Origin of the sequence: Virgibacillus salexigens, from assembly GCF_014905415.1 — a bacterium.
Taxonomy (GTDB): domain Bacteria; phylum Bacillota; class Bacilli; order Bacillales; family Amphibacillaceae; genus Virgibacillus; species Virgibacillus salexigens.
This window is the reverse complement of record NZ_BNEO01000008.1, coordinates 1-15,666: the sequence shown is the minus strand read 5'-3', so window position 1 is coordinate 15,666 and position 15,666 is coordinate 1. Positions and strand designations below refer to the sequence as shown.

The 15,666-nt window shown below is 35.9% G+C and carries 13 protein-coding genes, 1 tRNA gene and 3 pseudogenes; 3 read left to right on the top strand and 14 right to left on the bottom strand.

Going from position 1 to position 15,666, the window contains the following annotated elements:
* Window positions 1-133 precede the first annotated feature (133 nt).
* Window positions 134-1,099 carry a nuclease-related domain-containing protein gene (locus JKP73_RS20245; RefSeq protein WP_200411739.1) on the bottom strand — a complete coding sequence of 322 codons (966 nt, stop codon included), beginning with the start codon at window positions 1,097-1,099 and terminating at the stop codon, window positions 134-136.
* Between the two features lie 243 nt (window positions 1,100-1,342).
* Between JKP73_RS20245 and JKP73_RS20240 the strand changes: the two genes are divergently transcribed.
* Window positions 1,343-1,675: an MFS transporter gene (locus JKP73_RS20240; protein WP_021292365.1), complete on the top strand. Its 333-nt coding sequence runs from the start codon at window positions 1,343-1,345 to the stop codon at window positions 1,673-1,675.
* Between the two features lie 86 nt (window positions 1,676-1,761).
* Here the strand turns inward: JKP73_RS20240 and JKP73_RS23660 are convergent, their stop codons facing one another.
* Together JKP73_RS23660 and JKP73_RS20230 are read right to left on the bottom strand one after the other, a co-directional pair.
* Entirely contained in the window at window positions 1,762-2,082 is a 321-nt protein-coding gene (locus tag JKP73_RS23660; RefSeq protein ID WP_074436688.1) for a TIGR04104 family putative zinc finger protein, read from the bottom strand.
* A 289-nt stretch (window positions 2,083-2,371) separates the two neighbouring features.
* Window positions 2,372-2,836, bottom strand: a complete 465-nt coding sequence (locus tag JKP73_RS20230) for a GNAT family N-acetyltransferase (protein WP_021292363.1) — start codon at window positions 2,834-2,836, stop codon at window positions 2,372-2,374.
* A 371-nt stretch (window positions 2,837-3,207) separates the two neighbouring features.
* Here JKP73_RS20230 and JKP73_RS20225 point away from each other — a divergent pair.
* Window positions 3,208-3,280 (top strand) — tRNA-Val (locus tag JKP73_RS20225).
* Between the two features lie 299 nt (window positions 3,281-3,579).
* Here the strand turns inward: JKP73_RS20225 and ppsA are convergent.
* The 7 genes and pseudogenes from ppsA to JKP73_RS20190 all read right to left on the bottom strand — a co-directional run bounded on the left by ppsA (window position 3,580) and on the right by JKP73_RS20190 (window position 11,799).
* Window positions 3,580-6,209, bottom strand: a pseudogene (ppsA, locus tag JKP73_RS20220) (phosphoenolpyruvate synthase).
* Between the two features lie 183 nt (window positions 6,210-6,392).
* On the bottom strand, window positions 6,393-7,655 hold the full coding sequence (locus tag JKP73_RS20215; protein ID WP_021292338.1) for an Nramp family divalent metal transporter: 1,263 nt from the start codon (window positions 7,653-7,655) through the stop codon (window positions 6,393-6,395).
* 342 nt (window positions 7,656-7,997) lie between these two features.
* The gene (locus JKP73_RS20210; protein ID WP_188944288.1) at window positions 7,998-8,585 is read right to left on the bottom strand and encodes a DUF1062 domain-containing protein; all 588 of its coding nucleotides are present in this window, start codon (window positions 8,583-8,585) and stop codon (window positions 7,998-8,000) included.
* A gap of 479 nt (window positions 8,586-9,064) precedes the next feature.
* Complete coding sequence (locus JKP73_RS20205; protein ID WP_021292336.1) at window positions 9,065-9,502, bottom strand: GNAT family N-acetyltransferase; 438 nt, start codon at window positions 9,500-9,502, stop codon at window positions 9,065-9,067.
* 61 nt (window positions 9,503-9,563) lie between these two features.
* Window positions 9,564-10,352, bottom strand: coding sequence for a phosphotransferase (locus tag JKP73_RS20200; protein WP_038245599.1), 789 nt, complete (start codon window positions 10,350-10,352; stop codon window positions 9,564-9,566).
* A 254-nt stretch (window positions 10,353-10,606) separates the two neighbouring features.
* Window positions 10,607-11,245: a hypothetical protein gene (locus tag JKP73_RS20195; RefSeq protein WP_021292334.1), complete on the bottom strand. Its 639-nt coding sequence runs from the start codon at window positions 11,243-11,245 to the stop codon at window positions 10,607-10,609.
* Window positions 11,246-11,370: 125 nt separating this feature from the next.
* Window positions 11,371-11,799 carry an RDD family protein gene (locus tag JKP73_RS20190; RefSeq protein WP_200411738.1) on the bottom strand — a complete coding sequence of 143 codons (429 nt, stop codon included), beginning with the start codon at window positions 11,797-11,799 and terminating at the stop codon, window positions 11,371-11,373.
* Between the two features lie 226 nt (window positions 11,800-12,025).
* Between JKP73_RS20190 and JKP73_RS20185 the strand changes: the two genes are divergently transcribed.
* Entirely contained in the window at window positions 12,026-13,264 is a 1,239-nt protein-coding gene (locus JKP73_RS20185; RefSeq protein WP_200411737.1) for a CynX/NimT family MFS transporter, read from the top strand.
* Window positions 13,265-13,476: 212 nt separating this feature from the next.
* On the opposite strand, the pseudogene JKP73_RS23730 reads toward JKP73_RS20185, so the two are convergent.
* From JKP73_RS23730 to JKP73_RS20170, 4 genes and pseudogenes are all read right to left on the bottom strand, one after another.
* Window positions 13,477-13,661: pseudogene (locus tag JKP73_RS23730) on the bottom strand (GNAT family N-acetyltransferase); the annotation flags it as partial.
* 110 nt (window positions 13,662-13,771) lie between these two features.
* Complete coding sequence (locus JKP73_RS20180) at window positions 13,772-14,080, bottom strand: TIGR04104 family putative zinc finger protein (RefSeq protein WP_200411736.1); 309 nt, start codon at window positions 14,078-14,080, stop codon at window positions 13,772-13,774.
* A gap of 188 nt (window positions 14,081-14,268) precedes the next feature.
* Window positions 14,269-14,838 carry a non-canonical purine NTP pyrophosphatase gene (locus JKP73_RS20175; RefSeq protein WP_200411735.1) on the bottom strand — a complete coding sequence of 190 codons (570 nt, stop codon included), beginning with the start codon at window positions 14,836-14,838 and terminating at the stop codon, window positions 14,269-14,271.
* A 107-nt stretch (window positions 14,839-14,945) separates the two neighbouring features.
* Window positions 14,946-15,309 (bottom strand): annotated as a pseudogene (locus JKP73_RS20170) (NUDIX hydrolase).
* Window positions 15,310-15,666: the final 357 nt, after the last annotated feature.

Below are 15,666 nucleotides of genomic sequence, written 5' to 3'. Positions count from 1 at the left end.
AGGATATTTAAAATAGAACTAATACACATGCAAATAACAAATACGAAAACAATCATCATACCGTTCATTATAACACCCGTGCCTTTCAAATTCGTTAAATTTAAGTTAAACAAGCACCTCTACGAGTACACTGTTAACTATCAGCAATAGCATTTTTGTTTTTAATGATTTGTTCTATGTCGCTTAATTCCCAGGAGGTATATCTATGTTGATCTTGATCAATTACTCTTTCAAAAAAGTGGTATAACTGATTCTCGTCTGTACAGACATTTACATTTTCATCACTGGAGTAATTAATTACTCGATTCTCTTTGCCAGCTGGATAACCATAGTACACGATTGGAGTCACAAAATTATATTTTTCATTTTTTTTATGAAGAAGCTCTTTTAATTGTAGAGCTGATTTCATCACTTGTGATGCTGGATCCCCGTATGAGACTACCTTCACTTCTGTTTTGTCATCTATTTCTTTATCTCTGTTATCGATTCTTTTTAAGACAAGTGTTTTTTCTTTTATCAACTCTTTTGCAGTGAACATTGCTTCTAAAACAGGCGACAGACGATCTTCTCCTTGATAGGAAACGCCGTGTAAAATCGTACCTGACCAATATTTCGTTTCAATAATGTAAACCCCTGTAGGTAATAAAACGACATGATCCATTTGCCTCGTACGTATATTTCCATTCACCCAAAATGGAACAAACAGGTTACCTAATAAGATCATTTCCTCTTGATTAATTAACCCCTGCTGTATTAGATCTTTTTTTATTTTAACAAGCAGCTTATGCGTTTGTACCTCGCCTCTATTAATTGAGAAGTTTTCAAGCATGTGTATATAACGATCTTTCTTATAGATTTCTTCAGCAAATATTTCATTCTTTCTATCCATTTCACTCTCATGTTTATCTATTAATTGCTGCTGCATCGTTTCAAATTCCATTTGATGCATCTGTGCAGTTCGCTCCATCGTTGCTGCCGCTTGGGACTGGCTCTCTGCTAACTCTTCAAAATATCTTTTATTCTGTTTCTTCTGTTTAACAATCATATATATACAAAGGGCTAATAATAAGACAATAAGGGTGATGTAAATTACTTCCAAATCCTTAGCTCTCCTTTCATAGTAACTATACGACAAAATAAACATTTTTCCTGTTAGGTGAATATTGAATTCTATTAATTAATCGCTAGATAATTAATTATACCTACTTTTACAACTAATTGGAAATTGCATGAACAAGACAGCAATACCTTATTCTACTTATAAAACTTTATCCTGTTTTTAGCAACAACCTCTGTTTGGCAAATTATTCTCGCGTTTGTTATTTTATTCATTGGGCAAACCATGGTGACCACGCCCTTACAAACGAATGCACTTAATCAGTTACCGCGTGAGTTATTTGCGGATGGATCAGCCGCTATGAATACATTAAATCAAGTAGCTGGAGCATGTGGTACAGCAATAGCAATTACGATATTTACAGCAGGTCAACATAATTTTGCTATTGATTTTCCAGCCGCTTCTCAACTAGAAATATTAGCTGCTGGAATTAAATATGCCTTCTATTTTATTACAGGCACAGGCATTTCGATTATTGGACTTATCTGCTCTTTCTTTGTAAAAAAGGATAATAAAGAGGCAGACAAAGTTATTTTGAACACTAAAAAGCCTGTTTAATAAATAAAGGAGGGGACAACGCCCTCCTTTTTATTCATTCTCTACATATATCTTAAATTCCCAAAAATATGTTAAATGGAAGCTTGCTAAAAAAGATGCTCCTCTTTATTGGATAGTTCTATCCAATAGGGATAAAGCAACATTATTAAAGGAATAGAAAGCAACAACAGGATTAAATAAAAGGTAGATGGACCGAACAAAATATTCATTATAAACACAAATGTTAATACGGCCATAGTAATCAGCATGGATCTTTTTCTTGAATGAGAGGTTACATATTGCTTCCGTCCACAATACGAACAATACATTCCGGTATCTAGTGTAAAAGATTTCTTAAACACTTGCTTCCACGTCCATTTACTTTTACAATTCTGACAAGTTGCCAATGTACTCTCCCTTTCTATCATCGTAGATGTAAATATATCGATATTAAGTTTAATTATCCATTCTCATTTAACTATGATACTTTAATTTTTCTAACTGATTGCATTAGTAAAAAGATACCCCAATACACCACCACTGAACATAGTAAATAGAGCCCACAAAGCTAACTTTTTATTGGGAGTGTTTTTTGTTTGTGCTGCTTTTATTAATGTGATGAACAAAATAAGGCACATGAACATATAGATCCCTATTAAACCAAAAAGGACAGCATGCATGATTTAAGCTCCTTTTCCAAATTTAGTAGCTTATTGCTTAGCGAGGAAAAAATTCCATTTGTTCAGAGCAAGGAGTATACCCATTTTTCTGATAAAAATGATTACTATCCTCACTTGGCCATACCATAATAAACTCAAAATTATTTTTCTTCGACCACTTATTTACCACTTGAAGTAATTTACTTCCAATCCCCTTATTTCTATACTTAGGTATTGTATATACATTTGTCATATATGCAAAAGGATATGTTATTCTTCCAGGGCGAGGTACTTTATCTATTAATTCTATATAAATATGTGAAACAATTTCCTCATTAACTTCCGCAATCCAAATGAACCATTGATCATTGTTAATAAGAGCCTTTTCTAAAAAAGAGTGACACTCCATTTCAAATGCACGAAAAGACGAATCTCCCTTACTTTTATCATACTCAACAGTAAAATCCCATCTCATTTTTATTAATTGTTTTATATCTTCCACTTCAGCAAGCCTTACTTTCATTCGATATCCCATCTCCATATCGTCTGTTAGAAGCACTTAAAAATATTTTTTATTAGGAATAGTATAACAAATAATCGATTATGTTTGTTTCAATTATTTAACTATCTTGTAAAAAGTTCCTATATACATTAAGATCAACTTATAAATAAGGAGGGACTTTGTATTATGGATACGGTGTGGATGGTTTTCGCAATCATTGCTTTTGTCTTTTCTCTATCCAATATATCTGAAACCAAAAGGTTAAAAGAGCGAATAAAAAAACTAGAAGAAAAAGCGTAGTATCCTGCGCTAATAAAAACTGATAGATACTAATTGACAGTATAATGATTTAGAAGGTATATTAATAGAGTATCTAATCTTTTCATATTTATGATTCCGTAGCTCAGCAGGGAGAGCGCCACCTTGACAGGGTGGAGGTCGTTGGTTCGAGCCCAATCGGAATCATTATAAAGCAGAAGTCTGTATCCCCTGTGTATCAGGGATACAGACTTTTTTCACTTGCTGGTACAGGCCTAAAACCTCTATTTTTCTTCAGTAGTCACAGCGTCTTTATGATTTTCTCAAATACGTCTAGTAGCCGTTATATACTAAATAGGCATCGATCACTATATCGAAAACACATCGAATACTTTTTGGGGATAATGGATATATTCCCCATATAAAATCTCGTAAAAAGTCAATATAATTTCTATGTTAATCCCAACACACGACGGAGATTATTCGGAATTACAATAAAACTTAGGTTAATCTGTTTCATCTAAAATTTCAACATATCCTTCTGTCCCATTAATGCGGATCCGCTGTCCGTCTTGATTTCCTTCGTAGCGCTTTCGACCCCGACTACTGCCGGGAGACCATATTCGCGTGCAATGACGGCACCGTGCGTCATCATTCCACCGACCTCTGTAACCAACCCCTGCAACGATACAAACAGCGGCGTCCAACTCGGATCGGTAAACGCTGTTACGAGGATATCCCCCTTTTCGATTTCAGCATCTTCCATTTTCATTATAACTCTGGCTCTGCCTTCGATCATGCCGGATGAAACCGGAATTCCCGCCAATGCGCCTTCTGGCACATTTTCCATATTGTACTCTCCAAAAATGACCTCCCCCTCGGATGTCATCAACCGTGGAGGTGTTAATGTTTCAAAATACTCGTATGATTCCTTTCTCTCGGCGATGATCTTATAATCAAGCTGACTGGTGCGAACTGCATTTCTGAATTCCTCAAAAGATAAGCAATAGACGTCTTCCTTTTCATTGATGATGCCCTTTTCGACTAATTTGGCAGCCTCTTTCATCAATGCTCTTTTATAGACAAACATACGGAAGATCCAGTTATATTTTGGATATTCCCGATAACCAATGTAATTCCGCAGAACACAGATCATTTTCTTTGTCTTTTTGGCTTTTTTCTTTCCTTTGGGCAGATTCTCCAAGCGTTTTAAGAGATTACCTTCCTTCGCTTTTGCTTCCAGTAGCCCCTTTTCAAATTTCGCTATACGCGCATTTGGCTCGAAGTTCTGAATGTTGTTCAAAATGACAGGAACGAGTAAAGAAGGCTGTTCACTCCATCGGGTTTTCGTGATATCGATTTCACCAGAGCAGCGCATACCGTATTTATCAAGAAAGGCCTGCATCGAATCACGAACGGCCTCCCCGCCTTCCAGCTTCGGAAGTTCATCAAAAATGTCTCCGTTTTCCATCTTTTCAAAATAGGCGATAACTTCCGGGTATTTCCGTACGACATCCGATACATCGAGAAGCGCAAGCCCCATTTCAGACGTCACATTATCAGGGACCGATTGGGATAGAGTATCAGCTGCATTCTTTTCTCCCAGCCATTTTTCCATGTTCTTATTGATCCGGTACGCTGTGATCATCGCGGTCATGATAACGCCTAGACTCCGTGGATCAAACATGTCTCTTTTCAGCTGTTTTTGATCTTCTATTATGAATGCAAACAATTCATCCCCAGATTTATTTGTGATTTCGCTCTGAACAGTCTTTATCGAGTCTTCACTTTTAGCAATAAGCTGTTTGACGAGCGAATGATCATTCCTCTGGTAAACCTTTATTGCATGAACGAGCAATGACCAAGAAAGTTCCTCAGAACCTAACTTGAATATCCGCTTCCCTTTAGGAAGAGATTTAATGAGCTGTTTCCTTTTCAGCAAATTGAACAGGGCGTGATACATCAAGGGGTCGTTCTTCCCCATCGTTTTAAGGCCGATTTTACGTCCAATCGGTGACGCGAGATCATGCGTCAAATCGATAAACAGTCTTCCACCTGCAGTAATCACTTCGTAATTCATGAATTCGAAAAAGGACATCCCCAGTGGATAGATCGGCTCTGTCATCATCTGCTGATGTCCCGCCGACATATAAACCCTTAGTTGGTCATCACTCTTCTCAGGAAGTGGGTATAATGTCGTGATGGGTCGGCTCTGGACGATATAGATCATCCCATCAGCCAGACACCATTCGATATCCTGCGGCGATCCGAAATAGCTCTCGATCTTCCTTGCCATACGTTCCAAATTTACGATTTGAGCATCGGTTAACGTTTGTTGATTTTGTTGCGCATGGTCAAGTTCACGCTCTTCCGTACCGCCAGATTTCAATGCATATATAGCGATTTTTTTAGTAGAAATCATTTTTTCAATCAGTTCACCTTCACGAACCTTATAATTATCGGCTGTTACTAGCCCAGATACGAGTGCCTCTCCCAAGCCAAAGCTTGCATCAATAGACAATACCCTCCGGTTCGAAGTGACTGGATCTGCAGTAAATAAAATCCCAGATCCTTTTGGAAAAACCATTCGCTGAATGATAATAGACAGATAGACTTTACGGTGATCGAAGTTGTTTTGCATACGGTAGGTCACTGCCCGATCAGTAAAAAGAGAGGCCCAGCACTTGCTGATATGCTTCAGGATTGCCTCTTTCCCAACGATGTTTAAATACGTGTCCTGTTGCCCTGCAAAGGAGGCATTCGGCAAATCCTCAGCCGTTGCGCTCGATCGGATTGCAAAAGCCTCACCTTCGCCAAGCTTTGTGTAGCTGTAGAAAATCTCTTCCTCTATCACTGTAGGAATTTTTAGACTTTCGATCACATATCGAATTTTTCGACTGATTTCTGTGATACGCTCCCTATCTTCTACCTTTAACGTGCAAAGCTGATCGATCAAGGTATTGACCTCTGCATTTTGATTGATTATTTTTTTATAGGCATCAGTCGTAACACAGAAACCTTCTGGAACCTGGATACCTTCAATCCTTGATAACTTCCCCAAGTTTAGCCCTTTACCACCGACGAACAGTAGATCACCTTCATTGATTTCTTTAAAATTGAGAACATAGTTTCCCATCGGTCATTCCCCCCTTTATTTATCGTTCGATGCCATATCGAATCATATTTTCAAATAAGCCTTCCTTTCCTCCAGGAGGCGCTTAGGAAGTATCATTAGGATGAATCGATAGGCTCTAGCTACCTTTTTATGCCTTTTCCTGTTAAAAAGAAGGGTACTGCCAGTTACATGCTAAAACAGGACTTATACTAAAGAATGATACAATTCAATAACTGATAGAGTTATAAATAGAATGACTATAGCCCCTAAAATAAGATTATTGATTACTCCGTTTTTATATTTTTCCGTTACTTTTTTTGAGTTTAGCAGTAGCATCAAAGTAAACGCAAGAAAGGGCAAAATGGTTGCGCTAAATGCTAACCCTATAAAAACAAGCAATATAGGATCATTAACAAATAAAAACAGCATGGAAGGAAATGTAAGCCATAAAAGATAAGCCCGAAAGGCAGGATCCTTTTCTGAAATATTCTTGTTTGAATTTTTGTTTTTTAATATCTGTACAAAGTCTGCGAATATATAAGGAAGACCATTCCAAGCAGATAATAATGACGTAAATGAAGCAGACCAAAAACCAATGAGTAGCAGCCAAGTAGCCACTGTTCCAAACCTCTCACCATAAATATTTGCCATTGTGACAAGACCTTCAGTACCGCTAATTGTCAACCCTCTACCATGTAAAAATTCATTTGCAACTATTATAAGTGAAAAGCAAAAAATAGCAGTAAAAATATATGCTATAGCGGAATCTAAACGCATCACAGATATCCACAAACTGCCACGCCACCCCTTTTCACGAATCCAGTAGCAATAATAAGGGATTGAAGCAGCACCGCCTACACCGCTAATGAGTCCAAGCGTCTGAATAAAAGATCCCTCAGGCATCCTAGGTATGAGTCCGTTAACTAGTCCTCCTATACTTGGAAATACGAGTAAAGCTGACCCTACTACTGTAATAAACATGACTACCACTAAAACCTGCATGATCCGTTCAAACTTCCTATAACGACCAAACCATCCTACAACCAACCCGGCGAGGGCATGAATGATAGCCCACCCCCATATTGGAAGAATCGGAAACATGGCTGACATAAACAATGCGCATGCTGATGTGACCGCGGCACCATAAATTAGTCCAAATAAGACGACATAAAGTACGTAATAACCAGATACCCAACGCCCTAATGATCGCCAACCTTGCAAAATGGTTTGACCTGTGGCTAAATACCAACGCCCTACTCCCTCATTCAAAAAATATTTTATAATAGCTCCTAGGATAACTGCCCATATCAACACTAAACCAAAATCGGCCCCTACGATAAGTGCAGCAACTAAATCTCCTGATCCTACACCTGCCGCCGCAACAACCAATCCTGGTCCAACTAATGCTAGTTTGCTTTTACCTAATTCAGATGAACCTTCGAGGTCACCCCTAGCGTGAATAGCCATATTTATTCCTCCTCTGTTAGCCTTCAATGATATATCTACATTATTTTATTATTCCATATATTATCACAAGAATTAATTTTTAAAAATATCTGCATAATATACTTAAAGGAAGTAATACAGCTATCGTTGACACAAGTTAAAAACATTCTCCAACTATTCTGCTGTGCTAATTTAATTTCAACAGAATGACCCAAACATACGATAGAACTTTCACAAAAAGAAACAAAGCGAACATTTTTGATGATCGCTTTGTAACTATCGCATCTGATTGCTCAATATAAACTGGCTGACCCCCTTTTTAGAGAATGCCTTGCTGTTTCAACCTCCTTTTAAACTATTTTGTCAAAGCATCAACTTTGTACCATCACCTATGACTGTAATTTGTAAATTATCGATAACTTTGCTCTTTATATTAATGTTTGGATTTAGCAGAATAGTTCCATTCTGATACAATTTTTTTAGTTTTGATCTTGAAATGCCAAAAATTTCTGCTAGTAGCTTATCGGTTCTAAGACCAAAATCATATTTATAGCAAAGTTTAATAGTAATCTCATTAGATAGTATGGCGAGCTTTTCTTTTCTTAACTCGAATCGTATATCTGTATTAACGCCATTACATAGTTTCCTTAATTTGTTGATTTGAAAAGCATAGTACCAGACTGTCTCTTTATCATTATTCATAAATTTTCGAATTACCTTAGAGTCCATTTTATTAATATTTACTCTCGATAAAATGGGGTAATTCCAAGTCCCCTCACAATGTATACAGTTATAAATAAGCCAAATATCAACTATTTTTTGATTCGCATTCATCCTGAATTTCTCACTACAATAAAATTCTGTGTTCGTTTTACATTTATTACAATTTCTTCTTATAAAAGGCGTTTCCTGAGCAATAATCTCATAAGTGAATAAATTAATGAAACCCATACACTCATTCCTCCTATTTATTCAGAGGAACGCAAAATACGGTTGAATGGAGAAAGATTTCCTATAAAAAAGCGGAATACCTTATAGGCATCCCGCTGGAAGTAAAACAACTGACTTTCCTGCGTTCCCTGTAATGGTTAAAAATAGGCACACTTCTCCTGTCATTGAATAATAATATTCAAAAAAGAAATGTACTATTTAGTTGCTAAACCATTACAAGTATGTTGGCAATTCCAATTCCACCTTCCGTATTTCTCCTATATATTAGTATACCATCATTATACTTTATATCAATAATAATTATTATTTTAATGATAATATTCCGAAATATCACTATTGGCTTGCTCTCCCCCTGTTGGCTATCCAAAGGTGTCCTTTTTTGGATCTTTTAATACTAGCGTTCATTACCCCTACATATGTAACTCTACTAAGATATAGCCATTCGTATTTATCTTTAAGCAAAAGGTCAAAAATTGATATTACTCCATAGCTGCTTTAAATACATAACTGACTTTGTCATAGTCCATTCTATTCTCATAAAAGCGATGTGCATCCGTGCGTTGTAACCCCGATGATAACGCAACACTTTCATAGTTGTTTGCTTTTGCCCAATTATGAACATATGAAAGCAGTTTTTCACCATAGCCATTAGAACGTTTATTCTTGTCTGTTACTAAATCACAAACCCAAACAAATCTGCCATAATATAGTGTTACCATCGGTTTAAATCCAGTTACTGCGATTATTTCGCCTTCATCTAATAATGCAAACATTTTATATCTATCTTTCTCTTTTGCTTCTAAGCTAAGCTCCAAATAGGTTTCTTCATCTAGGTGAGTTCGTAATTGTTTCATGACAGGAAAAGCTTCCATCATTTCATGTTTTGACTGAAGTTCTTTTATAGTTAACGTGTCCAACTTTTAATCCCCCTTGTTATTTGGCTAACCTATTGTATTACTATTCTCCAATGAAGTTCAGTTATATCCAATCTCTCCCATATTCACGAATGAAGGAAATATCCTTATAATAATGTTCCAGATGCCCTTCGTCTATCATCTTTTGAAAAGCACGATCACCTTCATTAGCTTTTCTAATAATGGTTTGGGTTAATCCTTCTAATCGTAACAATACCATTTCCAAACACTTATCTTCTATTCGCTCGCCGTATGATTCAAGAAACAATTGAACTCGCTGTTTTATACGGTCGGCGTGCTTTGATGCATGATAATACACTTTTTCACCTTTTTCTGTAAGATAAAATCTACTTAAGGGAACACAAGTATAAAGGGTATACGCTATATCCCACATTCTTGGACCAGGTCCAGCAACGTCAAAGTCAATAATTCCTACTGGTCGTTCATCGTCAAAGATAATGTTGTAAATCGCAAAATCATTATGACATAGAACTTCATATGGTTGTGGGGTGTTATCGATTGACTCCCAATCATTAAATGAAACGTCACGAACCGAATCATGATATAGACGGAGCATGCTGGCTATTTCTTTTAAAACATCATCCGCCCACATGTATTCTTTTACAGGATAATTTCCTGCCTCCCCTTTAATAAATGATAATAGTTCCCTTCCTTGTTCATCCATTCCAAAAAATCTTGGAGAATAGCTAAAACCTTTGTCCTCCAAATGCTTTAATAACTTATGAATCTTTGTACTATTTGGGTTCAAGTCTCGTTTCACCGTTTCTCCAGAACGATAGACACTAGAGATATTCCCTCCTGATAGCTTTTCTTCCGGTTGACCACTTGACATCTGGCTGTTCCTCCTTTCAAAATCGATTTCTTGATAAATTTATCTATTAGATGAATTATAATTTATATTGATCATTATGGAAGCAATAGGAGACGGTGAACTTTTTAAAAATGGGAATGGCAAATGGGTATAAACCAATTCTTCTATTCTATAACTATATTTTCACTTTCCTTCTTCCATCCTTCCATTACTACTTATTCCTATAGATTGTCCTTTGTATCGATGCCATATTGTTCTTTTTTCTAGTAAGCCCATTAACCACAAGTCTTGTTTGTTTCCGTCCAAAAATCGCCTGCATCTAAAAAGTGATACTTGTTTTTAAATTCATACGTAGCTCTCTCATACGAATCTAGCTTACTTTTCCAATAGGTACTTGTCCATGTATTCTCTTTCTCTTCTTCTTTTACTGTTGCAACCTTAGATAATTGCTCTGTAAAATCCTTGACTTCTTCTAACGTTGATATTTCCATATAATCGAAAGAGATTTCTTTCGTAGACATTTCTACTCGATTGAAATGGTTGCAGTACTTCTTGGCTTTCTTAACTGTTTCTTGAATTGGAAGTTCTTCTTTTTCAATAGGAGTGGTTTCAACAAGTAGTTCTTGCATATCTTGAATATGCAATGAAAAATTATTAAACGTTTCAACAAGGTCCTCTTTTTGATGTTGAGTTAAGCTATTTTGTTTGGACACTTCCTGCACAATATCATCTAAGAATAAAACCGATTGATCCACTTCTTCCATATATTGAATAGCAATATTTTCGATATATTTTTCGTATCTTTCGTTTTCATCTTCTAATTCCATATTTTTAAAAAACAACCATATACATGCTAGTAATAAGATCGATACAAATAGTGACCAAAGAACCGTTCGTAAGAATTTTTTGTTCATACTATCCCTCCTTTCTTAATGCTGCAAAAGCGTTAGCACAAATTAAAAAGCTCAGAAGTTCTCCAAATTTTTAATCGTTCTTCATTTTCTCCATTTGGATCAACCCTTACAAATTTTCATTGATTTTAAAAAGATGGATAGGCTTTACCTACGTAAGTCCCGCCCAACATATCGTGAATAGCCCTTTTGTCTTTTCGGAATAGAACCATAAAAACACTTATAAATAACGATAATCCAAGTGTAAGTATGCCAATTAGATGAAAACCAATAACTTCTCTAAAAAAAGTATTTGAAAGCTGAACACTATTACCATCGGTACGTATTAATCTAATTTTACAAATACGTTTTCCAATAATAAATCCTGACCAAAGTACCGGAGTAACAACTAAATACAATGCGTAAAATATATCCCAAGTCATCCCGCTTCTCCAATCAATGGAGAAATCTCCTGTTAACACAAAAAATAATAAACTAATGAGAACGGTTAAGATATTGAAGTCTAAAAAACGAGCCAACAATCTTTCTAAAAAATGAGCATGAATTTTTGATTCCAATATTAAACCTCCTTTTTTCTAACTGTGGAACGAAGCATTTCTCTTATACCAGTATATACAATAGTAACCCCATTTAATAGCGCAGTGCCCCTGTTGCTTCCTCAATCTCCACAACAAATGATCCTCACGAATTGTAAATAAACTTTTTCTTCCGCAAGTCCTTGATTTTTGTTATGATTATATTCTTATTATCAAAAATTAAGTCTATTGTTAAAGGAGTATCTATATGCCTCGCTTTACCTTTTCAACATACACAAAACAACGTTATTATACAATATTATTAATTTTAGTTATCTTACTTATTGCTGCAACATTACGTTCCCCGATTACTTCTGTTGGACCACTCATTCCCTTTTTTCGTGAGGAATTAGCGGCTTCCAATTCCATGATCGGTCTAGTCAATACACTTCCATTACTTGCTTTTGGAATTTTCTCACCATTTGTTCCAAAATTATCAAGTAAATTTGGGATGGAGATAACGCTTTTCATTGCCATGATATTTTTATCCTTAGGTATCGTTATTCGATCACTAGGTGGCATTTCCATCTTACTTTTTGGTACACTCTTGCTTGGTATGGCGATTGCGGTTGGTAATATCCTCATGCCAGGGTTAATAAAATCCAGTTTTCCCTTTCATATCGGGTTGATGACAGGACTTTATTCCGTCTCTATGAATATTTTTGGTGCGCTCGCTTCCGGCGTTTCCGTACCCATAGCTTCAATAGCTACATTAGATTGGCGAAATGCAATGCAAATTTGGAGTTTACTTTCTTTTCTTTCGATAATTGTGTTATTGCTTCGACTACCAGCGATTCGTTCATCGAATAAAAAAGTGTTTGTGGAAGTAAAAAGCCAACCATCTAAAGCTATATTTAAATCAAAAATTGCATGGGCAGTAACATTCTTTATGGGACTACAATCTTTAATACCGTATAGTTTATTTACATGGTTACCAGATATTTTACTAACAAAAGGATTTACTGAGAGTGAAGCTGGATGGCTCATTGCTATTTATCAACTAGGGCTCATCCCGACTACTTTTATAGCACCAATTATTGCTGCAAGACTTCAAAGTCAGCGCCTGATTGCATGTATTTCTGGTCTACTCTTTTTCTTTGGCTTATTGGGAATTACTCTCACATCATCTGATGTAATCATTGCTTTTCTCATATTAACTGGTATCGGTGCTGGAACAACATTTAGCTTAGCAATGATGTTCTTTGTTCTCCGTACGAACACCGTTTCGGAATCTTCACAGTTATCAAGTATGGCACAATCGATTGGATATATGATTGCAGCACTTGGACCATTTCTTCTTGGATCGATTGCGGGATGGACAAACGGTTGGGCTGTGCCGCTAGCTATTCTAATGACAGCTTCCTTATGTATTGCCTTTTTTGGTACAATTGCAGGTAAAAATGAAAAGATCTCTTTTGAACCAAAATCAACAAAAGGTGAGGTTTAACCGCCTCACCTTTTCTATGGTTTTAGTACAATAATACTGTCGTATGACCTTTTATCCTTTTGACTTATTTCTCGACTAATAAAGCAATTGTATCATTTCCTTTATGATACTTGGAACCAGCTACATCATCGTATCCCAATTACATTATCGTACGTCCCTATTCCTTTGCCTTGATAAGAAGGTAAAATAAGCATTGGACTAATCCAAAACTATGCATCCTCTTTCCAAAAAATGCAGATAGCGCCTACAATTTCACCGTCAACTAATATCTTATAAAAACCACCATTAGGTCTTTTTATTCTCTGTACTACCCTAACAATGGTATAAATGCCTTAACTTGAATATCAAAAATAGATTCTGCATCATTTTCTGTTGCTTTAACAAGGCTAGTCCTCATAAATTCACCCACTCAATTATTTTAGACTTTTTACAACGTTTCCTGAAAATAAATGACCACTATATGCGCGACAATATAGCCCGATTCCGGAAATCCCGTCTTTCTTGTCCTTACTTATCGAAAAAGTTAATGTACTCTTCCTTATTACCTATCTCCACTAAAAACGGAAAAAGCGACATAGCTAACAGGAAGAGAACAGCAAGTAAAATTGGCACATGTATTCCTGGTTCAAAGAAAAAGTTCAATAGCATAGGTAGTAGAATAACAGGAGTTAATAAAGCGCATTTTGTTTTTGATTTTTGTGTTTGATATTGTTTTTCTCCACAATAAGGGCAGGTTATTGCAGAGTCCAATGTAGCAGTTTTTTTGATGGTTTGTTTCCAGCTCCATTTATTGTTGCAATTCTCGCAAGTAGGCATTTTAATCCCCCCTTGTTTTGCAAAATTGCCTATTTCTGCAAGAAAGGGCGCTCATTCCTTATTTGCGCCCGTTCGTAATATAAGGTTAACCAGATATTTCTGGTTAAACTTTTGCGGAAGAGTGTTTTACTGTATGTAGGCTGCACTTTTATTCCTGAAAAGCCCCGTTTGCTTAATAAAGCTATTAATTAAAAGGTATCGTTATACCATTCTCTAAATTTAATCATACAAGAGTCTTCTTTTACATTTTTATAATTCATAAAATCCTCTTCATTAAATTCAGCTAATGTTTTACCAAAGTTCTCTGGAATGAAAATATACCAAAGATCTGACCATTTTTTGTCATTTTCAATTCCTTTAATTTCATTTGATATGATACCAGGAGATTTACTTTCAAAGAATGCCATTATTTCTCCATCATAGTAAGCTAAGCAAGATCTAAACTCACTATATCGGTTCTGAACATTATTCATCAATTTTAGAACTCCTTTTATTCCAATAGTGTCCAACATATGATTTACATAAGCTTTGGGAAATCCGTTTAATTCGGATATAAAAAAACCTGAATCTAGGGCTATGCAAGGCTGTTTTACAATTTCATACGCTTGTAAAACTTTATGTTTAGCAATTTCTTTGATATCATCACTTCTAGGTTCAATCAAGTCTGCTTCAATAGGTAATACTTTTATATTATTTAAGTCTTTCTGAGCAGAAGCAATCTTCCCTTTATTAGTGGTAACAAACATTATTTCTTTCATTACTATAAACTTCCTTTCCTGTTCAAAATAATAACTATATTATGGGATTTATTGTCCCTACTATCGCCCCCCATTAGCTGAATATTATATTTTTTGAATGTAATCGATTAAAAAAATTTTTCTTCTGGAAATGATAAATCTAGTTCTCTATTTCTGCTGCTGATTTCCAAGCTATATCATAAATTAGATTATCAGGGTCTTGAATTTTTGCTTTTCCACCAATAATCTTCCCTTCAAAATATTTAGCTTCTCCGTATTGACTTTCCTTTTTAAAAATAGGTCGAAGTATTTCAACATCATAACCTGTTTCTTCCCTTATTTCTCTAACACAACATTCTTCAAAAGTTTCACCCTCTTCTAAGCTACCAGAAGGAACAGATCAACGCTTTGGTTCATCCGTTGTTCCCTGAAGTACCATCAGTACTTTTTTTCTATAACACAAACTCCTGCAGACCCTAACCATTTGGTCATATAAATATCCCCTTTCGTCTGGAAAACATTTAACATTCTCTGTTTAGAATTAAAATTCCTTGTTCAATTCTTTTACCCGTTACTTTAAATACAAAATTTTCACAACCTTGAACCTACAAATCTAATTTTCTTTAAAGGCATCGCTCCACAATAAGTTATTCCAGATAATGGCCCGATAATGAAATTTGAACGCTCTTTTATTCCGTTAAAGCGCCCGTTCGTATTATAAGGTCAACCGGAAATATGATATTTTTCTGGTTGACCTTATGTTTTATAGGTTATTCTTTAGGTAGTCGGGGTAGGACGTAAGCGCCCGTGGGACTTGATCCCGTCCGTAATACTGTCCACCCCCTACTT